This window comes from Stenotrophomonas sp. GbtcB23 (assembly GCF_019091045.1).
Lineage (GTDB): Bacteria > Pseudomonadota > Gammaproteobacteria > Xanthomonadales > Xanthomonadaceae > Stenotrophomonas > Stenotrophomonas rhizophila_A.
In genome coordinates this window covers 32,087-51,865 of record NZ_JAGXKC010000016.1, presented here as the reverse complement: position 1 = coordinate 51,865, position 19,779 = coordinate 32,087, and the positions used below count along the sequence as shown (strand labels likewise).

Below are 19,779 nucleotides of genomic sequence, written 5' to 3'. Positions count from 1 at the left end.
GCCAGCCGACAGAGATGCGGGTGGCTTGCAATCTTGGGGGGCACCGTCGCCATTGGGCCCTGCGCCTGGGAAGGCGGAGGCCGGACCGAACCGGTCCCGGGGCGCCGCACAGTGGGCCAGTTTAACGCAAAGCGGCCGGCAAACCGGGGGAGGCCGTCGCAGACCCCCATGCGACGCCCCGGCCAGCCGTAGCGCCACGCCCTGCGTGGCGGCCTTTCACGGCCCCCACCCCCAGTTGAACGCCCGGATCCAGGGGGCTGGAACCGCCAGAGCCCCACCCGCATATCGTTCCCGCCTGCCCCGGCAAAGCGCGATGACGGTCACAGGATGATTCTTTCCAACCGGTGTCTGCCGCCTCGCGACGATAGGGGTACACTGCCGGCCGTGAGCGTCCAGGCATCCATCGGACGCACCGCTGGCCGCACCCGCGGCCACGAGGCAGCAGACGCGGACCAGGCCCCCAGCCCTGTCCAGGTTCAACCCCTCCGGCCCTGCCGGGTGCACTCCAAAACGAGAGACCAAGATGAGCGACAAGGTTGTACATGTCGGCGATGCCGACTTCGATAGCGCCGTGCTGAATTCCAAGGAACCGGTCCTGGTCGATTTCTGGGCCGAATGGTGTGGTCCCTGCAAGATGATCGCCCCGGCCCTCGACGAGCTGGCCGACGCCTACCAGGGCCGCGCCAAGGTCGTGAAGGTCAACGTGGACAACAACCGCGCACTGGCGGCCAAGTACCATGTGCGCTCGATCCCGTACCTGGTGGTGTTCAAGGGCGGTGAGAAGGTTGGCGAGCAGATCGGTGCCGTCGGCAAGGCCCAGCTGGCCGGCCTGCTCGACAAGGCCCTGGCCTGAGCCACCCGGCAGCCGGCCACCCCGGCTGCCCCGCGGGCCCCACGCCCGCATGAATGACCCTGCCCCACCCGGCTTGCGCGCTGCCGCGAGCCGGTGTTAGTGTCGGCATATCCGGCCGCATTCGCGCGCCGCATCTTCTGGACGACGTTTCTTTCCAGAATCCCTTCCCAACGTTCGCCGCCCCTGCCGGGCGCTCGCACCTTCCAGCGAGGAATTCAGCACTTGTCCGATATCACTACTTCCGAACCCGGGAGCGCCGACGCGCCCGCCGAGAAGCGCGTGCGCAAGCCGCGCGTCGCCAAGGCCGCTGCCAGCAGCGCCGACACCGGGTCTTCCCCCGAACAGAACGCCCTGCCCCTGGCTGCCGCGCCCGCCGCGCCGGCGCCGGCTGCACCGGCAGCGCCGCAGCAGGCCCCCCAGGCACCGGCCGCTTCCGGCGGCGATGCCCCGGCCCCGCAGGGCGGTGGCCAGGACGCCGCCGACGGCGGCCAGCGCAACAACAACAGCAACAACAACCCGCAGGGCGGCCAGAACCCGTACCAGCAGGGTCAGAACCAGGGCCAGGGCCAGGGCCAGAACCAAGGCCAGGGCAACCGCCGTGACCGTTTCCGCAATCGGCGTGACCGCGACCGCAATCGCGGCGGTGGTGGTGGTGGCTTCCGCGACGACGGCATGCCGCAGGACAATGGCGAACAGCAGCCGTTCGTGCGCAGCCAGCAGGCCAACGTGCCCGAGGGCTTCCCGGTCTATTCGCTGAGCGACCTCAAGCGCATGCCGGCCCAGAAGCTGCTGGAAATCGCCGAGCAGCTGCAGATCTCCGAAGGCGTGGCCCGCGCCCGCAAGCAGGACGTGATCTTCGCCCTGCTCAAGGTGCTCACCCGCCATGGCGACGGCGTGGCTGCCGACGGCGTGCTGGAAATCCTGCCGGACGGCTTCGGCTTCCTGCGCGCGGCTGAAGCCAGCTACCTGGCCGGCCCGGACGATACCTACATTTCGCCCAGCCAGATCCGCCGCTTCAACCTGCGCACCGGCGACCACCTGTCCGGCCGCATCCGCTTCCCGAAGGACGGCGAGCGCTACTTCGCGCTGTCGATCGTGGACACCATCAACGGTGAGCCGCTGGAAGCGTCCAAGAACAAGGTGCTGTTCGAGAACCTCACCCCGCTGTTCCCGCGCAAGCGCTTCACCCTGGAACGTGGCAACGGTTCGTCCGAAGACATCACCGGCCGCATCATGGATCTGATGGCACCGCAGGGTAAGGGTCAGCGTGCGCTGATCGTCTCCCCGCCCAAGGCCGGTAAGACCATGCTGATGCAGCAGGTGGCGACGGCGATCACCACCAACCACCCGGACGTGCACATGATCGTGCTGCTCATCGACGAGCGTCCGGAAGAAGTGACCGAAATGCAGCGCACCGTGCGCGGCGAAGTCATCAGCTCCACCTTCGACGAACCGGCCGCGCGCCACGTGCAGGTTGCCGAAATGGTGATCGAGCGCGCCAAGCGCCTGGTGGAACACAAGAAGGACGTGGTGATCCTGCTCGACTCGATCACCCGCCTGGCACGCGCCTACAACAACGTGGTGCCCAGCTCCGGCAAGGTGCTCACCGGTGGTGTGGACGCCAACGCCCTGCACCGCCCGAAGCGCTTCTTCGGTGCCGCCCGTAACGTTGAAGAAGGCGGCAGCCTGACCATCATCGCCACCGCGCTGGTCGACACCGGCAGCAAGATGGACGAGGTGATCTACGAAGAGTTCAAGGGCACCGGCAACAGCGAAGTGCACCTGAACCGTCGTATCGCCGAAAAGCGCGTGTACCCGGCCATCGACATCAACCGTTCGGGCACCCGCCGCGAAGACCTGTTGATCGAACCGGAGCTGCTGCAGAAGATCTGGATCCTGCGCAAGCTGCTGCACCCGATGGACGAAATCGCCGCGATGGAGTTCCTGCTCGACAAGATGAAGAACACCAAGTCCAACGACGAGTTCTTCGGTTCGATGAAGCGCTGACCGGCGCCAACATCGAAACAGGAAAAGGCCCCGCACTGCGGGGCCTTTTTCATGGCTGGGGACCCCAACCGATCGGCGCTGGCTGACGGTAGGTGCCGACCGTTGGTCGGCACGCCTCACGGCCGCATGCGATCCAGCAATGGTCCGAACTGCAGCGGCCCCAACGAGGCCACCGGTTCCAGCGGCGGCTCCACCACGCCCACTGCATCGACCTCGGCGGCGCCCTCCTGCACCGCCGTCCCATCCCCGTGTTCGAACCCGATCCCTGCCCGCACCATGGTCGCCACCCCGACCAGGATCAGCAGCGACAGCCCACCCAGAACATGCATCAGCGTCACATCGATTCCCCCGCGCCCGTGTAGCTCACACGCTACGCGTCACCCGGCGGGAATCCCCTGCAACAACTCCCATTTTCGCGGCAAACCCGACACATCCTGGCGTGGTAGCGCCGGCCGTTGGCCGGCCCATGCATCCCCTACCGCTTCACCGGCACTCCACCACACCCTCGGCCTTGTCCGCCTTCGTCGCCACCCGCACCTGGGTGAAGGCCGCCGCGAACGGCTTGTCCGCGCTGACCACGAACGGGGCTTCCACCGCGCCCAGGTCCACGCCCTTGCTGGCGAAGCAGGCCAGCGGAATGGTCACGGTGCGCTTCTGCCCCGCGGTGAGCGTTGCCAGCGCCGGGGCGATATCCACCCCGCCCTCGCAGCCGGTGCCGCACTGCATGGTCACCGTTACCGGCGAGGCGGGCGGGTGCTGCACCATCACGTCGAACTGCAACGCGCCGTTGCTGCGCGCCAGCGCGCCCAGGTTGCGCCGCGATGTGCTGCGCGCGATCAGCTGCGCGGGGGCCAGCCAGGTCACTTCGCGTGCGTCCTGCTGCGTGTTGATCTGCACCGTGCGCACGTCGGCCACCGGCGTGGCGGCGGGCCAGCGCAGGCTGGCGTTGAGATCGTTGCCGAGTGGCTGGGTGGCACCGCCGGCGGCGATGTGCAGCGAGAACGGCGCGGTATCGACGCGGTTGAAGATCGGCAGCGTGGTCACTTCACCGCAATGGTCCGGGTTGGTTTCGGGAAGGCGCGCGACCTGCGCGGGCTTGGCATAGCTCAGGCCATAGCCCAATTTGAACAGGTCCGGGCGCTTCGGGTCCGGGCGGTCGATCGGTGCCGGGCACGGCAAGCCCGGCCACGGGAAGCTGAGCCGGCCGTGGAAGTCATGCGCGGGCCTGCCGTCCTTGCCTGCCACCAGCACGTCGGTGATGCCCTTGCCTTCGGTACCCGGCAGCCACGCGGCAACGAACGCCTGCGACAGGTTGAGCAGGTCGTTGGTGTACATCGGGCGGCCGGAGAAGTACACGGTGACCAGCGGCTTGCCGGTGGCGGCGGCGGCCTTGAGCACGGCCAGGTCCTGCGGCTGCGCACGGCTGTGGCTGACCGTGTCCGAGGCGAGGATGTCGCCGTTGGTTTCGGCGTACGGCGTTTCGCCGATCACCGCGACCACCACGTCGAACGCCGACGCATCGATGCCCTTGGCATCGGCGCTGTAGGTCACCTGCTGCGTGCCCAGCTCGGCACGCAGCGCACCCAGCACCGAATCGGCATTGGGGAAATCGGCGTTCGTGTTCTCCGTGCCCTGCCAGGTCAGCGACCAGCCCCCGGCCTGGTCGGACAGGCTGTCGGCACTCTTGCCCACCACCAGCACGCGCGCATCGCGCTTGAGCGGCAGCACCTTGTCCTGGTTCTTCAGCAGCACCAGCGATTCGCGCACGGCTTCGCGTGCCAGTTCGCGGTGCTGCACGGCGTTGGCGTCGCCCGCGAAGCGGCTGTCGGACGGCTTGTGCTCGAACAGGCCCGCACGCAGCTTCACGCGCAGGATGCGGGTCACCGCATCGTCGATGCGCGCCATCGGAATCTCGCCGCTCTCCACCTGGGCGATGGTGTTGGCGATGAAGGCCTTCCAGTCGTCGGGCACCATCACCATGTCGATACCGGCGTTGATCGCCTGGGCGCAGCTGTCGTTGCGGCAGCCGGGTACCTGGGCGATGCCGTTCCAGTCGGAGACGACGAAGCCGTCGAAACCCATCTTTTCCTTCAGCGCGCCGGTAAGCAGCGCCTGGCTGCCGTGCATCTTGCCGTAGTCCACGCCGCCGGCACGGTCGTTCCAGCTGTTGAACGAGGCCATCACCGTCTGCACGCCTTCGCCCAGCGCACCGAAGTAGCCCTGGCCGTGCACGTTGATCATGGTGGCCTTGTCCACCGTGGCCTCGCCCTGGTCGCGGCCGTTGTCGGTGGCCCCATCGCCGATGTAGTGCTTGGCCGTGGCCACCACGTTGCCGTCGCCGGTGAAGCGGCCCTGCGCGCCCTTGACGTAGGCGGTGGCGTATTCGCGCACGATGGATGGGTCGGACGAGAAGCTTTCGTAGGTGCGGCCCCAACGCGGGTCATGTGCCACGGCCAGCGTGGGCGCGAACACCCAGCCGATGCCGGTGGCACGGGTGGCGCTGCCGGTGGCGGCGCCGATGCGCTCGATCAACGCGGCATCGCGGGTGGCGCCCAGGCCGATGTTGTGCGGGAACAGCGTGGCGCCGAACACATTGCTGTGGCCGTGCACGGCATCGGTGCCCCAGATCACCGGCACCGGGGTGCGTGCGTCGGTGGCCAGCGAGGCGGCGTGGTAGGCATCGGCCAGCTTCACCCAGTCGGCCACGCTGGCGTGCTTGTCCATGCCCGGCCACGAGCCACCGCCGTTGAGCACCGAGCCGATGTAGTAGGTACGCACCTGCTCCGGGGTGATCTGCTTGATCTCCGGCTGGGTCATCTGCCCGACCTTCTGGGCCAGGGTCATCTGCGCAAGGATGCTGCGCACGCGGCTTTCGATGGCCGGGTCGGAGGCGATCGCGCTGGTCACCTGCGGCCAGTCCTGCAGGCGCTCGGCGGCGGGCGCGGCGTGCGCTTGGGCGGCCAATGCCGTCAGGACACAGACGGTAAGAAGAGTCTTCCGGGCGCTGCTCACGTGCATCTACCTCCAAGAAAATGTGCGGATGATGGACCGGCTCGGGCTGCTTCAGCGCTTCCGGTGACAGCGCTGTCATATAAGCCGGGCGTAGCCCTGTCAACTGCTTGGCGAGCGCGTTGTCCTGGCATCCCCGTGATTGCTGGGCCTGCTGTCTTCGAATGGGAAGAGAATCCGCAGTTGCTGTTGCAGCGCCGCATGGAAATCCGGACCGTGCACGAATACCCCGCAACGTGGCACCATCCGCCTGCTTCGGTAATCCCGAAACGACTCAGGCGCATTACCATCGGCAGCGGCCGGCCGGGCTCTCCAGGAGGATCCATCGCACCATGCGTAGTCGTATCGAGGATGTCGCCGCCATTGCGGGCGTTTCGATCAAGACCGTATCGCGCGTGCTCAACAACGAGCCGAACGTACGGGTGGAAACGCGCGACCGCGTGCTCGCTGCGGTCTCCCGGCTGGGATACAAACCGAACCTGTCGGCGCGCAGCCTGGCCGGGCAGCGCTCGTATGCACTGGCGCTGGTCTACAACAACCCCTCGCGCAACTACCTGATGGAAATCCAGAACGGCATGCTGGAAGCCTGTCATGCCAACCACTACAACCTGATCCTGGGGCCGGTCGGCATCGGCCGGCGCACCCTGCCCGACCTCGCCGCACTGTTCGAGAACTCGAGGCCCGATGGCGTGGTGCTGATCCCGCCGCTGACCGACGATGCGGTGGTGCTGGCGTACCTGGAAGACAACGAGATTCCGTTTTCCAGCATCGCACCGCGCCATCCCGAAGGGCGCATCGGCGTGCGCATGGACGAAACCACCGCAGTGGTGGAACTGATCGGCCATCTGGTCGCGCAGGGCCACCGTCGCATCGCCCACATCAAGGGCCCGCGCGCACATGGCGCCTGCCAGTGGCGCCTGGCCGGCTACCGCCAGGCACTGCGCGAGGCCGGGATCGAGTACGACCCGGCGCTGGTGGTGAACGGCCAGTTCTCGTTCGAGTCGGGCATCGACGCGGCCAATGCGCTGCTGGACCTGCCCGAGCCGCCGACCGCGATCTTCGCGGCCAACGACGACATGGCCGCCGCGGTGTTCCGGGTGGCTGGCCAGCGCGGCCTGCGCGTGCCGCGCGACCTTTCCGTGTGCGGCTTCGATGACACGCCCATTGCCGGGCACATCTACCCGGCCCTGACCACCGTGCGCCAGCCCACCGACACGATGGGCCGGCTGGCCACCGAACAGCTGATCGAACGCATCCGCTCGCCGAAGGCCGGCCGCATGGTCACCGTGGACCATGCGGTGCTGGTGCGTGAATCCACCCACGCACCCCGGCGCCGTTGAAGGGTCAGGCGTAGCGGCGCGACCCGCGCCATGCATAGAACACGATGAACAGGTAGCACAGCATCGGCAGCAGGAACGAAGCCTGCAGCCCGTAGTGGTCGGCCAACCAGCCTACCGCCAGCGGAACCACCGCGCCGCCCACGATCGCCATCACCAGCAGGCTGGAGCCCTGCCCGGTGAGCGGGCCCAGGCCGCCGATGGCGAGCGCGAAGATGGTCGGGAACATGATCGAATTGAACAGGCCCACGCTGACCACGCTCCACTTCGCCAGCTCGCCGGTGCCGAGCATGGTCACCGCCAGCAGCCCCATCACCACCAGCGCGAACAGCCCGAGCAGGCGGCGCGGATCAAAGCGCGCCAGCAGGAACGTGCCGACCAGGCGGCCGACCAGCGCACCGCCCCAGTACAGCGACACATAGCGCGTGGCCTCCTGCTCGGTCAGGCCTTCGCCGATGCCGGGCATGGACAGGAAGTTGACCAGCACGCTGCCGATGGACACTTCCGCGCCCACGTAGAAGAAGATCGCCAGCACGCCGAAGGCCAGGTGCTTGTGGCGCAGCACCGCACCGAGCGTGCCCTGCTCCTTGCTGTCTTCCACCCCGGCAATGCTGGGCAGGCGGAACATCCAGATCGCCGCGGCCAGCACGAACAAGGCGATGGCCAGGCCGAAGTACGGTACCTGCACTGATTGTGCTTCAGCGGCGCGGTAAGCCAGCGCTTCGGCCTGCGGCAGCAGCGCCAGCTGGTCGGCGCTGCGCGGTTCGGCCGCCAGGATCAGCAGGCCGCCGAACAGCGGGGCGATGGTGGTGCCCAGCGCGTTCATCGACTGGGCCAGGGTGAGCCGGCTCGAGCTGGTCTGCTCCGGCCCCAGCAGCGCCACATACGGGTTGGCCGCGACCTGCAGCACGGTGATGCCGGTGGCCAGCACGAACAGCGCGCCCAGGAACAGCCCGTATACATGCAGCGCGGCCGCCGGCCAGAACAGCAGCGCGCCGACCCCGGCGATCGCAAGACCGGCCACGATGCCGCGCTTGTAGCCCACCGCAGCCACCAGCCGGCCCGCCGGCAGCGACATCAGGAAGTACGCGCCGAAGAAAGTGAACTGGATGAGCATGGCCTGCACCCAGGTCAGCGAGAACGCAGCCTTGAGGTGCGGAATCAGGATGTCGTTGAGGCAGGTGATGAAGCCCCACATGAAGAAGATCGCCGTCACCACGGCCAGCGCCATGCGTGTGCTCTGTACGTGCTGCCCGCGAACCACGGTGGAAGTGTCCATTGCCTGTCCTTCTGATGGGAATGCCAGCCATGCGGCGGCCAGACATGGAACCTGCTTGGCGTCCTGTTGTCCAGCGCTGTCAGACAACCGGTCAGGACATGCGACAGTGGCCGGCGCCCACTCGCAAACGGGTTTCGCGCAGTTTCGTTCTGCACTGCACAACGAGCAGGGCCGACTGAATCGGGCGCGTGACGTCCCGGCAAAACAGGGCTGAAAGGCCCGCATTGCAGGGTTTGGCGCGTATACAGCGACCCGCCCCGGGACACACAGGGACACCCACGCGCGACACCGCGAACGATGCGCTTCATGGCAGTTTGTTGACAACGCTGTCAGGCATCGGCCCAATCCGCCCACATCGTTGTTGAATCGTGTCAGACGCCGTAGGACTGCCATTACCGATTTCCCTGGGGAGGGAGCTGCAATGAAGACGTACAAGGCCGTACCCCGCAAGGCAATGCTCACTTCCGCGCTGCTCGCCGTGTTGGCCGGGCCGGCGTGGGCCCAGGACACCACCCGCGACGGCGCTGCGTCGTCGTCGGAAGGGCTGGATCCGGCCACGCTTGATACGGTGCAGGTCACCGGTATCCGTGGCAGCCTCACTTCGTCCATGAACCTCAAGCGCGACAGCCAGGGTGTGGTGGACGGCATCGTGGCCGAGGACATCGGCAAGTTCCCCGATACCAACCTGGCCGAATCGCTGCAGCGCATCAGCGGCGTGTCGATCGACCGCACCTCCAGCGGCGAAGGCTCCAAGGTGACCGTGCGCGGCATCGGCCCGGACTTCAACCTGGTGCTGCTCAACGGCCGCCAGATGCCGGCCTCCAACCTGGGCAACGGCGGCGCCGGCCTGTCCGGCTCGCGCTCGTTCGATTTCGCCAACATCGCCTCCGAGTCGATCTCGGCGGTGGAAGTGTTCAAGACCACCCGTGCCGACAACCCGACCGGTGGCATCGGTGCCACGATCAACGTCAAGACCCTGCGCCCGCTCGAATCGGCGCCGGTGGTGAGCGTCGGCCTGAAGGCCGTCAACGACACCTCCAACGACAACCTGCCCAGCACGCTGCAGGGTTCGAAGTACACCGGTGAGATCTCCGGCATCTTCAGTGACACCTATGCCGATGGTCGCGTGGGCGTGATGCTGAGCGGCAGCTACCAGGAGCGCGATTCCGGCTTCAACCAGGCCACGGTAGCCGAAGGTTGGGCCACGTTCGAAGGCGACAACACCACTGACTGGCGCGTGCTGCCGCAGCCGGGCCAGGGCTACGCGGACCGCATCCAGAACCGTCCCGGCCCCGATGACGTGTACGGCCGCCCGCAGAACACCGCCTACAACGTCAACGGCGTGCAGCGCCAGCGCACCAACGGCCAGGCCACCCTGCAGTGGAAGCCGGTCGACAACGTGACCACCACGCTGGATTACACCTATGTGGAAAACAAGGTGCAGCAGCAGCGCAGTGAGCTGTCGGTGTGGTTCAACTACGGCCCCGGCGACAGCATCTGGACCAACGGCCCGGTCGCCGCGCCGATCATCTACAGCGAAGACATGGTCAATTCGGACGTGTCGATGGGTGGTGCGCAGCTGGCCACGAAGAACACGCTGGACTCGCTGGGCTTCAACGTGGAGTGGGAAGTCAACGATGCGTTGACCCTGAACTTCGACGCCCACCATTCCACCGGCGAATCGCAGCCCGACAGCCCGTATGGTTCGGCTGGCGTGCTCGGGGTTGCCGCGTTCGTGCGCGGCAAGACCACGGTCGACTACAGCGGTGACCTGCCGATCATCAACATCGCATTGCCGCCGGGCGGCGTGCAGGCGGCCGATGCCCTGGTCACCGGCTCGGTGTTCCAGAACAGCTACAACAAGTCCGAGGTGGAACAGTACCAGGGCCGCGGTACCTTCCAGTTCGCCGACTACTCCGCGTTGGACTTCGGCGTGGGCTACACCGACGTCAAGAACCGTTCGGCCTCGGCGATCATGCAGCGCAATACGTGGGGCGGCCTGGGTACCCCGGCCGACTACGATGACAGCATCTGGTATGCCGACGACATGGCCAGGTACTTCGATGCGTTCTCGGGACACGACGATCCGCGCCTGACCGGCCAGTTCCTGGTATTCGACTTCGACAGGCTGATCAACCGCGCCGCCCAGGTCGGCACCGCGTCCGACCCGGCCTGCCCGACCTGCTACGTGGCTCCCACCGAGTATTCGCAGGACATCCGCACCAACGAGAAGTCCAAGAGCGCGTTCCTGCAGTACCGCACCACGTTCGACTGGTCGATGCCGCTGAACGTGGCCGTCGGCGTGCGCTATGAGCAGACCGACGTGGATTCCACCGCGATGGTGCGCGTGCCCAACGGGATCAGCTGGAGTTCGGCGAACGAGCTCAACATCGAATACGCCAGCGAAAGCGGCTTCATCAGCGACAGCGGCAAGTACGACTACGTGCTGCCCAACCTGGACCTGAAGCTGGACATCAGCGATACGCTGGCGCTGCGCGGCAGCTACAGCCGCAGCCTGGGCCGCGCGGGCTGGGACCAGATCCAGAGCGGGCAGTCGCTGGCCGACATCGTGCGCACCCAGGGTGGCAGCGGGTCGCGCGGCAACCCGGCGCTGGAGCCGCTGCTGTCGGACAACTTCGACCTGTCGCTGGAGTGGTACTACGGCGAATCCAGCTACGCCTCGGTCGGCTTCTTCCGCAAGAACATCAAGAACTTCATCAGCAACACCATCGTCCGCGAGAACACCGGCAACCTGCACACCCCGGTGGGTGGCGCCTACTGGAACGCAGCGCTGGCAGCCGGCTGCGGGGTGAGCGACATGCCCTGCATCCGCGATTACATCTTCACCAACTTCAACGGCCAACCGGGCGTGACCGCCACCGGCACCAACTCGGCCGGCCAGCTCACCGGCACCATCGTCGGGCAGCCTGGCGATCCGATCGCCGGCTTCGACATCACCCTGCCGGCCAACCAGCGTTCGGACCATCTCGATGGCTGGGAAGTGGCGGTGCAGCACCTGTTCGGCCAGTCCGGCTTCGGCCTGGCGGCGAACTACACCAAGGTGAAGTCGGGGCTGACCTTCGACAACCAGAGCCTGGGCGACCAGTACCCGATGGTGGGCCTGAGCGATTCGGCCAACCTGGTGGCGTTCTACGACAAGCACAACTGGCAGATCCGTGCGGCCTACAACTGGCGCGACAAGTTCCTCAACGGCATCGGCGGCCAGGGTCCCAACCCGAACTACACCGATGATTACGGCCAGCTCGACCTCAACATCAGCTACGCGGTCAGCGAGCAGCTGTCGCTGAGCCTGGAGGCAATCAACCTCACCGACGAGACCATGCGTACCTACGCACGGCATACCAACATGCTGCGCTACGCCACCCAGACCGGCCCGCGCTACATGTTCGGCGTCCGCTACAAGTTCTGAGCAGCAGCGGTGTGGCGGGTCTACACTCGCCACACCGCCACCGCCTGCAAGCGACCCTGCCATGCCTGCCACGCCCGGTCCGATCGACGAAGTGCGCGACCTCGACCGCCACCGGCTGGCCGGGGTTCTCCCGGGCTGGACCACGCCCAAGGTGATCCGCGGGCTGGTGGCGGACTGGCCGATGGTCGGCGCCGCCCGCGACTCGGCCGATGCGGCGGTCGCCCACCTCAAGCAGTACGACCACGGCACCCTGCCGGTTACCGCCACGACCGCGCCGCCCGCAGCAAAGGGGCGGATCTTCTACAACGCGGACATGAGCGGCTTCAACTTCCGCCGCGAGCAGATCGCGCTGAAGGTGGTGCTCGATACGCTGCTCAAGTACCGCAGCACGCCCGAACCGCCCACCATCTACGTGGCCTCGACCACGCTGGACAGCTTCCTGCCTGGCTTCCGCCAGGACAATCCGCTGGCGCTGGGCGTGGACGGACCGCTGGCCAGCATCTGGATCGGCAACCGCTCGCGCATCGCCGCCCACCATGACGTGCCGGACAACCTGGCCTGCGTCGCCGCCGGCCGCCGCCGGGTCACCCTGTTTCCGCCCGATCAGATCGGCAACCTGTATGTCGGCCCGCTGGATTTCACCCCGGCCGGCCAGGCAGTGAGCCTGGTGGACTTCGCCGAACCGGACCTGGACCGCTTCCCGCGCTTTGCCCGGGCCATGGCCAGCGCCCAGGTGGCCGAGCTGGGGCCCGGTGATGCCGTGTTCATTCCTTCCCTGTGGTGGCACCACATGGAAGGGCTGGATGATTTCAACGTGCTGGTGAACTACTGGTGGCGTCCGGTGCCGGCCTGGATGGACCCGCCGATGAACGCCCTGATGCTGTCGCTGCTCGCGCTGCGCGGGCTGCCGCCGGCCCAGCGCAGGCACTGGCGGGCGCTGTTCGACCACTACGTGTTCGGCGCCGATGGCGAAGCCAACGCACATATTCCCGACAGCAAGCGCGGCGTGCTGGGTCCGCTGGATGAGGGCATGGCGGCCAATGTGCGCAGCGTGCTGCGCAAGCGGATGGAACGCTGAGTCCGGACCTCCCCCTTTGGGCGGTGAATCCGTGATAATCCGCGCCGGGATCCCCTCATCCGCCCCGTTGCAGCCTCATCGGTAGGACCGGTTGGCGCAGCATCCTGCCGGTCACTCTGCCATGCCCCTGCTGTCGTCCCGCCTCAACCTGGGCAAGCTGATCCTGGCGCTTGCCCTGCTCAGCGCGCTGGTCGCCCTGGCCAACACCCTGCACGCCAGCTACCGCGTGCAGCGCGAACAGCTGATCGGCACCACGCTCGAATCCAACCGGGTGTACGCCAGCAAGCTGGCCGAGAGCACCCAGAACTTCGTGCTGTCGGCCCAGCAGCAGTTGGCCTATGCCGCCACCGGCCTTAGCCAGCGCGCGCACACCCCGGCCGAGCTGGAAGCCGAAGCGGCGCGCCTGCAGCTGCAGACCAACAGCTTCAACTCGGTACTGATCGTGGACCCGGCCGGCACGGTGCTGGCCACCTCGCCGCTGAGCCTGTCCCTGCAGGGGGTGGTGCTCAACAGCCAGGGCAACAGCGAGGCGCTCAAGCGCCGCGAGCCGTACATCAGCGATCCGTACGAGTCGGCCACCGGCCGCCTGCTGGTCGCCATCTCGCACCCGATCTTCGACCCGCAGGGCCAGTACAAAGGTTATGTGAGCGGCACCATCTACCTGCGCCAGCGCAGCATCCTGCAGAGCCTGCTGGGCAAGCACTACTACCGCGACGGCTCGTATCTGTACGTGGTGGACCGCAATGGCCGCATCCTGTACCACATCGAACCCACCCGGGTTGGCCAGTTCGCCCTGGAGAACCCGGCGGTGAAGGCGGTCAGCCAGGGCCACTCGGGCGCGCAGGAAGTGCGCAACAGCCACGGCGTGCTGATGCTGGCCGGCTACGCGCCGGTGCCCAGCGTGGGCTGGGGCGTGGTGGCACAGCGCCCGACGGAGGCCACGCTGGCACCGCTGTCGCGCTTGATGAAGGCGGTGATCTGGAATGCCATTCCGCTGGGCGTGCTGTCGCTGCTGGTCACCTGGTGGTTCGCCCGGCGCATTTCGCTGCCACTGTGGCAGATGGCGCGCAATGTGCAGAACCGCGACACCGGCATCGCCATCCGCCACGTGACCGGCATCAAGGCGTGGTACTACGAGGCCGCGCACCTCAAGCAGGCGCTGCTGTACAGCTTCAACCTGCTGCAGGACCGTATCGGCAAGCTCAACCGCGCCAGCATGACCGACCCGCTCACCGGCCTGCAGAACCGGCGCGGCCTGCAGGAAGGGCTGGAAGACTGGCAGGCACGCGGGCAGCCGTTCGGGATCATCGCGCTGGATATCGACCGCTTCAAGACCATCAACGACCGCTTCGGCCATGCGGTCGGCGATGCGGTGATCCTTCGCATCGCCCAGCTGATGCGCGACGATTCGCGCGACACCGACCTGCTGTGCCGCAATGGCGGCGAGGAGTTCCTGATCCTGCTGCCCGGCATCGACGTCACCGCCAGCGCGGGCATCGCCGAGCGCCTGCGCCTGCAGGTGGAAGCAGAAGTGTTCGAACAGGTCGGCACGGTAACGGTATCGCTGGGCGTGGCCCACTACCCGTCCTACCACGAGGACCCGCAGCAGGCGCTGCGTCTGGCCGACAAGGCGCTGTACATGGCCAAGGAACAGGGTCGCAACCGGACCGTGGTGTATCCAGCGCCGGACGGCCCGGCCGGAAGCTGATGCTGAAACCGGGTCGACGCGCGGCGCCGATCCGGTGTTTCAGCTGCTTACCCGCCCAGCGGGGTCAGCAGCCGCGGGCCAGTGCTGACGTCGGTCATGTACACGCCGCCGACCGCCAGCAGGCCAGCCACATCCTGTTCGCCGGGTCCGGCCTCCCGCCAGGGCGCATGCGCGCGCGGGCCCGGAATGTAGACGTTCCACTGGCCGTAGCCGCGCGTGACTTCGCCGAAGTCGAAGCTGACCGGCACGCGCACGGACCAGAACGGCTTGTCCTTCTCGTCACCCGTGCTGGGGGCGCGGAAGCTCCAGCGATGTGCGGCGTCCACGCTCTGCTTCGCGAACGCCTCGCGCAGCCGCTCCATGCGACGCGCGTCACCGAGCACGCGCAGGTTGACCTGTTCGGCGATCACATCCATGACCTTGCCGTCACGGCCGACTTTCACGATCAACATCACATCGCCACTTCCGCCCATGTTCAGTGCGACCGAGGGAAACCGCGGCGGCGCCAGCGTGATCGAGGTGACCTGGTCGGTGCTTGTGGCGTCGTACCCGCCAAAGGTCGCGGCGTCGAGTGTGACCATGTCCTTGCCGTCGGGCCCGATGTTGGCGACCAGGCGGATGGACACCTGGGTGCGCGCACGCACGGGCTTGCCATCGCGCACGATCGGCTCGAAGCGCCAGGTCTGCACGGAGCGGTCAACGAAGCTGGCCAGTTCTGCCGGCACCTTTTCGCGCTGGTCCAGCACGAAGCCTTCCACCTGCCCTTCGGTACCAATGTTGACCTGCCCGGTCAGCACCATGCTGCCTTCGGCGGTCCTGCGCATTTCGCTGCGTGTCTGTGCGGCGGCGTCCGGTGCGGCGGCGACGATGCTGCCGCCAAGTGCCAGGGCCAGTGCCAGGTGAAGGGAACGACGCATTGCACGACTCCTTGTGATCAGATGCCCAACGGGGTGAGCAGGCGCGGACCGTCATCCAGGTCGGCCATGTAGATGCCGCCCGCAGTCAGCAGGTCCGGTGCGGCGTCCTCGCCGGCCTGCGAGGTACGCCACGGCGCGCGCTCGCGCGGGCCGGGAATATAGGCTTCCCACGTGCCGTAAGGCGTGCGTTCGCCCATCATGTAGCGGACCGGGATCCGCACGGTCCACGACTCGGCATCCTTGAGCCTGCCGGTGGTCGGCGGGCGGAAGGTCCAGCTGCGCGCCGCGGACACCGATGCACGGGCAAACTCGTTGCGCACCTGCCGCATCTGGTTTTCCTTGCCCACCACGCGCAGGTTCACCTGCTCGGCGACCACATCGGCCACGGTACCGTCGCGGCCGACCTTCACCAGCAGCAGCACTTCGCCCTTGGCGCGCATGGCAGCGAGATTCCTGGGGTAGGCCGGCAAGCGGAGCTCGCTGGAGGTCACGCGGCTGGTGTTTTCCGGGTCGTACTTGCTGAAGCTCGCACCCGCCACGCGCACGGTGTCGCCCGCGCCGCCCGGACCGGGCTGGGAGAGCAGGCGCAGGGTCACCGGCGTCTGTGTGGCGACCGCCGTGCCGTTGTCCACGACCGGCTGGAACTGCCATGCCTGCACCTGGCGCTGCACGAATGCCGCCAGATCGGGAGGCAGCGTGTCGGAGTGGTCCAGCTGGAAGCCGGTGACGTGCCCGTCGGTACCGATATCGATCTTGCCGGTCAGCGTCATGCTGGCTTCGGCGGTCTCACGCACCGAACGCGCGGTCTGTGCAGCGGTATCGGTTGTCGCGACCAGCCCGGTGCCGCCCAATGCGAGGGCCAACGCCAGAATATGGGGATAACGCATCTCACCTGCTCCTTGTGGATGAACCCCGAGGATAGCCCAGCGATGTGTCAGGGGGAAATCAGGCCAGGCGATGATGGGCTGCATAGGGCGGGGTATCGGGATAATCGCCGGCCACGAACCGCGCCTGCAGCCCCTGCCACCATTGGGGATCGAACAGATGCGCATGGTGTTCGCGCACGGCGGCAAGCTCGTCGGCGGGCAACCCCATGAAGGGTGCGAAGCGCTCCGGGAACACATCGCGTGGGCCCACGTGGAACCACGGCTCATCGGCCATGGCTTCGTCCGCATTGCGCGGTGTCGGCCAGGCGCGGAACACGCAGTCGCTGACGAGGCACAGCTCGTCGTAGTCATAGAACACCGCGCGCCCATGCCGCGATACACCAAAGTTCTTGGGCAGCATGTCACCGGGGAAAATGTTGTTGCGTGCCATGTCGGTGATGGCCTGCGCGTAATCCAACGCGGCGGCGCGGCGGGCTTCGGCCGTCTGCTCGCGCAGGTACAGGTTGAGCGGGCGGAAACGGCGCTGCACGTAGCACAGTGCGATCACCAGCGAATCGCCGTCCTCACGCACGCTGGCCGCGCACTGGCTCAGCAGTTCTTCGCGCAGCGCCGGCGAGAAGCGGGCCTTGGGAAAGCGCAGGTGCCGGTAGGGTTGCGCGTCCAGCAGGCGCCCGACGCGATCCAGGTTGAACACCAGCGCGTACTTTTCCTCCACCTGGTGCCGGGTCATGGTCTTGGGCCAGGCGAAGCGGTCGCGGATCAGTTTGAACACCAGTGGGTAACTGGGCAGCGTGAACACGGCCATGACCATGCCCGGTGTGCCATCGGCATGCACCAGCTGTTCGTCGGGGTGGTCATGGAAGTGCCGGAAGAAGGTCCGGTAGCGCTCGGTCTTGCCCTGCTTGGCTCGGCCCAGCACGGTGTAGATCTCATCGATCGGCTTGGCCGGCAGCAGGCTGCGCAGGAACACCACCGCATCTCCCACCGTGGCCAGGTCGGCCTGGAAGTAGCTGCGTGACACGCCGAACAAGTGCGCCACATCACGACGCCGGGTCAGCACGGCTTCGGCACGCAGGCCGTTGTCGTCGTTGACCAGCGCGATCACGCAGGGAGAGAAGCGGTGTTCGCCGAACACCCGCCCCACCAGGTAGGCGCGACGCTCGCGGTAGAACACGGTATCCAGCAACTCGATGCTGCGGACCGGCTGGGTACCCCAATGCTGCAGGTCGTCCTGCAGGCGCACGGCAATGGCCGCCGCACAGCGCAACTGGTGCGCATAGGGCACATCGAAGCGATAGTCACCCAGCACCCGCATGAAGGCCTCGGCCGGCCGCGTCGCCGACAGCGCGTAGGTATGCCGCGCGACCGGATGGGTGATGGCGTCGGATGGCTCCACATCCATCGCCATGAACTCCACTGCGGCATCCACGCCCTCAGTAGCGAACAGGCGCCGGGCCAGCGTGTTGTAGAAGGTTTTGTACAGTTCTGCGTCGATCAATCCACCCACCAGGCCTGCGTAGGCCCTCCGGATCTGCAGCCACAGCGCGCGCTCACCCACGGCCTCACGCGCAGCCCGCCGCAGCACATCCACCGTCTCAGCAATGCAGCGGTCATACAGCCCGATGCGTTCCACCGCATCCTGCCGCGCCCCGTTCCAGTCGCGGGTCTCGAAGCGCACCCGCGCGCGGCGGGTCACCCCGGCGAAACGCGCGTGGTAATCCTCGAAGGCATCACGGATCAACGCCGCCAACCGCGTGGCGAGCGCTTCGTCATCAGGGGATGGGGCAACAGGCATGCAGGGCAACCGGGAAGACCACCCCAACCATAGTGGGGCGGCCCATGGCCGGCAAGCGATCCCATCCCGGGCTGCCACCGACCACCCGGGGTGGCCGGCAGCAGCGTCAGGTCTTACAGCGCCAGGGACGCCTCCACGTCCTGCACCCGGCGCCGTGCCAGTGCCAGGTTGGACTTGTTGCGGTCCAGTACCAGGTAGAGGAACAGTCCCTTCCTGGAGGCCACCGGGCGCATGATGTGGTACGCCTTGCCCAGCGAGATCAGGATGTCCTCGATGGTGTCGTTGAGGTTCAGCGACGCGGCGGTCTTCATCTTCGCCCGGATCACTTCGGTGTTGCCTGCTGCCGCCACTTCCATGTCCATGCCCGAGCCGGCTTCGCCCAGCAGCATGCCGCTTTCGTAGTCCACCAGTGCCACCGCCTGCGCGCCGTCGATGGTCATCAGCGCGCTCAAGGTTTCGCTCACACCTGCCATGTTGCACCCCTTTGGTTGTCGAGCCCCTAGTTCCCCTGCGGATCGGCTCGTGATCCGCTGAGTTCGGCCATGATGTTGCGGCCACATTCCTTTGCACTCCAAAGCACCTTGCCGGTCACGCAGCGCGTGTCGCAGGCGGCCATCAGCAACAGCGGTGCGGGCGCGCACGGCAGCGCCAGCATCAGCACCTTGCCCTCGCCGGCTTCCAGCATCAGCACTTCCAGTTCGCCCAGCGACAGCTCGCGGCCCACGGCGGCGGCCAGTGCCAGCATCGCGCTGGTCATTGCCGCCAGGCGCTCGCCGTTACCGTGGCTGCCGGCGGCCGGTACCAGCGCGAAGCCATCCACGCTGGCCAGTACCGCGCTGCGCACCCCATTGAGCGTGTCGGCGAACGCTTGAAGATGCTGGGCAACACGGTCGCGCACGGCCGGATCCAGCCGGCGCACATCCTGTCCGTCAGCCATGGGCCAGCACCAGGTCGCGGGTTTCCATCTCGCTCATCAGCACGTCCATCAGGAAGAGTCCTTGTTCGCGTTCGCGTGCGTCCACCGGCATCACCGGCAGCAGTCGGTCATCCCAACCCGCGACCGTCGCGCAGGAATCGAGGTCGAAGTCCGGGGCGAGGTCCATGCGCGAAACGCCAATCACGGCCGGCACCTGCGTGGCATGCTCGCGCAGCACACCCAGATAGCCCTGCAGTTCTTCCACTGCCGTGTGACGAGTGGCATCCAGCAGCAGCACCACGCCACTGGCGCCCTTCAGCAGGATCGGCCAGATGAAGTCGAAGCGCTGCTGCCCGGGCGTGCCGTAGAGCCGCAGGCGGTCGCCGTTGGGCAGGTCGATATCGGCGTAGTCCATCGCCACCGTGGTGGAGGCCTTGTCGGCGCCGGCGCGGTCGCTGTTGTGCACGTCGGTATCCACCACCGCGCCTGCGGCGATGGCGCGCACCAGGGTCGACTTCCCGCACCCCATGCCTCCCAGCACCACGATCTTGTGTTCGCGCACG

15 protein-coding genes are annotated in these 19,779 nt (G+C 67.1%); 6 read left to right on the top strand and 9 right to left on the bottom strand.

Going from position 1 to position 19,779, the window contains the following annotated elements; translation table 11 throughout:
* Positions 1 to 523: 523 nt before the first annotated feature.
* Together trxA and rho are read left to right on the top strand one after the other, a co-directional pair.
* Positions 524 to 853, top strand: coding sequence for a thioredoxin (gene trxA / locus KVS69_RS08870; RefSeq protein WP_068854242.1), 330 nt, complete (start codon positions 524 to 526; stop codon positions 851 to 853).
* A 222-nt stretch (positions 854 to 1,075) separates the two neighbouring features.
* Positions 1,076 to 2,860, top strand: coding sequence for a transcription termination factor Rho (gene rho, locus KVS69_RS08865; RefSeq protein ID WP_217537801.1), 1,785 nt, complete (start codon positions 1,076 to 1,078; stop codon positions 2,858 to 2,860).
* Between the two features lie 116 nt (positions 2,861 to 2,976).
* On the opposite strand, the gene KVS69_RS08860 is transcribed toward rho, so the two are convergent.
* Positions 2,977 to 3,189 (bottom strand): hypothetical protein, encoded by a 213-nt coding sequence (locus tag KVS69_RS08860; RefSeq protein ID WP_217537800.1) that lies wholly within the window; start codon positions 3,187 to 3,189, stop codon positions 2,977 to 2,979.
* 154 nt (positions 3,190 to 3,343) lie between these two features.
* A complete protein-coding gene (locus KVS69_RS08855) occupies positions 3,344 to 5,872 on the bottom strand; it encodes an exo 1,3/1,4-beta-D-glucan glucohydrolase (protein ID WP_217537799.1) in 2,529 nt (842 codons plus the stop codon).
* Positions 5,873 to 6,201: 329 nt separating this feature from the next.
* Between KVS69_RS08855 and KVS69_RS08850 the strand changes: the two genes are divergently transcribed.
* Positions 6,202 to 7,209, top strand: coding sequence for a LacI family DNA-binding transcriptional regulator (locus tag KVS69_RS08850; RefSeq protein WP_095363122.1), 1,008 nt, complete (start codon positions 6,202 to 6,204; stop codon positions 7,207 to 7,209).
* Positions 7,210 to 7,213: 4 nt separating this feature from the next.
* Here KVS69_RS08850 and KVS69_RS08845 read toward each other — a convergent pair whose 3' ends face one another.
* The gene (locus KVS69_RS08845; protein ID WP_217537798.1) at positions 7,214 to 8,485 is read right to left on the bottom strand and encodes a sugar MFS transporter; all 1,272 of its coding nucleotides are present in this window, start codon (positions 8,483 to 8,485) and stop codon (positions 7,214 to 7,216) included.
* Between the two features lie 421 nt (positions 8,486 to 8,906).
* Here KVS69_RS08845 and KVS69_RS08840 point away from each other — a divergent pair, with 421 nt between their 5' ends.
* The 3 genes from KVS69_RS08840 (at position 8,907) to KVS69_RS08830 (ending at position 14,701) form a co-directional block, all read left to right on the top strand.
* A complete protein-coding gene (locus KVS69_RS08840) occupies positions 8,907 to 11,915 on the top strand; it encodes a TonB-dependent receptor (protein WP_217537797.1) in 3,009 nt (1,002 codons plus the stop codon).
* A 61-nt stretch (positions 11,916 to 11,976) separates the two neighbouring features.
* Positions 11,977 to 12,993: a cupin-like domain-containing protein gene (locus KVS69_RS08835; RefSeq protein WP_217537796.1), complete on the top strand. Its 1,017-nt coding sequence runs from the start codon at positions 11,977 to 11,979 to the stop codon at positions 12,991 to 12,993.
* A gap of 121 nt (positions 12,994 to 13,114) precedes the next feature.
* Positions 13,115 to 14,701, top strand: a complete 1,587-nt coding sequence (locus KVS69_RS08830; protein ID WP_217537795.1) for a sensor domain-containing diguanylate cyclase — start codon at positions 13,115 to 13,117, stop codon at positions 14,699 to 14,701.
* A 47-nt stretch (positions 14,702 to 14,748) separates the two neighbouring features.
* On the opposite strand, the gene KVS69_RS08825 is transcribed toward KVS69_RS08830, so the two are convergent.
* From KVS69_RS08825 to KVS69_RS08800, 6 genes are all read right to left on the bottom strand, one after another.
* Positions 14,749 to 15,618: an energy transducer TonB gene (locus KVS69_RS08825; protein ID WP_217537794.1), complete on the bottom strand. Its 870-nt coding sequence runs from the start codon at positions 15,616 to 15,618 to the stop codon at positions 14,749 to 14,751.
* Positions 15,619 to 15,635: 17 nt separating this feature from the next.
* Positions 15,636 to 16,505 carry an energy transducer TonB gene (locus KVS69_RS08820; protein ID WP_217537793.1) on the bottom strand — a complete coding sequence of 290 codons (870 nt, stop codon included), beginning with the start codon at positions 16,503 to 16,505 and terminating at the stop codon, positions 15,636 to 15,638.
* Positions 16,506 to 16,563: 58 nt separating this feature from the next.
* Positions 16,564 to 18,300 (bottom strand): bifunctional isocitrate dehydrogenase kinase/phosphatase, encoded by a 1,737-nt coding sequence (gene aceK / locus KVS69_RS08815; RefSeq protein WP_217537792.1) that lies wholly within the window; start codon positions 18,298 to 18,300, stop codon positions 16,564 to 16,566.
* Between the two features lie 113 nt (positions 18,301 to 18,413).
* Positions 18,414 to 18,773, bottom strand: coding sequence for a hypothetical protein (locus tag KVS69_RS08810; protein ID WP_068854836.1), 360 nt, complete (start codon positions 18,771 to 18,773; stop codon positions 18,414 to 18,416).
* Positions 18,774 to 18,799: 26 nt separating this feature from the next.
* Positions 18,800 to 19,237 (bottom strand): roadblock/LC7 domain-containing protein, encoded by a 438-nt coding sequence (locus KVS69_RS08805; protein WP_184125894.1) that lies wholly within the window; start codon positions 19,235 to 19,237, stop codon positions 18,800 to 18,802.
* Positions 19,230 to 19,778 carry an ATP/GTP-binding protein gene (locus KVS69_RS08800; RefSeq protein ID WP_068854255.1) on the bottom strand — a complete coding sequence of 183 codons (549 nt, stop codon included), beginning with the start codon at positions 19,776 to 19,778 and terminating at the stop codon, positions 19,230 to 19,232. Before KVS69_RS08800 ends, KVS69_RS08805 begins: the two co-directional genes overlap by 8 nt.
* Position 19,779 lies beyond the last annotated feature (1 nt).

Coding starts and splice junctions, on each gene's coding strand:
- KVS69_RS08820 (WP_217537793.1), bottom strand. CDS start 16,505: ATGCGTTATCCCCATATTCTGGCGTTGGCCCTCGCATTGGGCGGCACC.
- KVS69_RS08840 (WP_217537797.1), top strand. CDS start 8,907: ATGAAGACGTACAAGGCCGTACCCCGCAAGGCAATGCTCACTTCCGCG.
- KVS69_RS08805 (WP_184125894.1), bottom strand. CDS start 19,237: ATGGCTGACGGACAGGATGTGCGCCGGCTGGATCCGGCCGTGCGCGAC.
- KVS69_RS08845 (WP_217537798.1), bottom strand. CDS start 8,485: ATGGACACTTCCACCGTGGTTCGCGGGCAGCACGTACAGAGCACACGC.
- KVS69_RS08860 (WP_217537800.1), bottom strand. CDS start 3,189: ATGCATGTTCTGGGTGGGCTGTCGCTGCTGATCCTGGTCGGGGTGGCG.
- KVS69_RS08835 (WP_217537796.1), top strand. CDS start 11,977: ATGCCTGCCACGCCCGGTCCGATCGACGAAGTGCGCGACCTCGACCGC.
- KVS69_RS08810 (WP_068854836.1), bottom strand. CDS start 18,773: ATGGCAGGTGTGAGCGAAACCTTGAGCGCGCTGATGACCATCGACGGC.
- KVS69_RS08825 (WP_217537794.1), bottom strand. CDS start 15,618: ATGCGTCGTTCCCTTCACCTGGCACTGGCCCTGGCACTTGGCGGCAGC.
- trxA (WP_068854242.1), top strand. CDS start 524: ATGAGCGACAAGGTTGTACATGTCGGCGATGCCGACTTCGATAGCGCC.
- KVS69_RS08830 (WP_217537795.1), top strand. CDS start 13,115: ATGCCCCTGCTGTCGTCCCGCCTCAACCTGGGCAAGCTGATCCTGGCG.
- KVS69_RS08850 (WP_095363122.1), top strand. CDS start 6,202: ATGCGTAGTCGTATCGAGGATGTCGCCGCCATTGCGGGCGTTTCGATC.
- aceK (WP_217537792.1), bottom strand. CDS start 18,300: ATGCCTGTTGCCCCATCCCCTGATGACGAAGCGCTCGCCACGCGGTTG.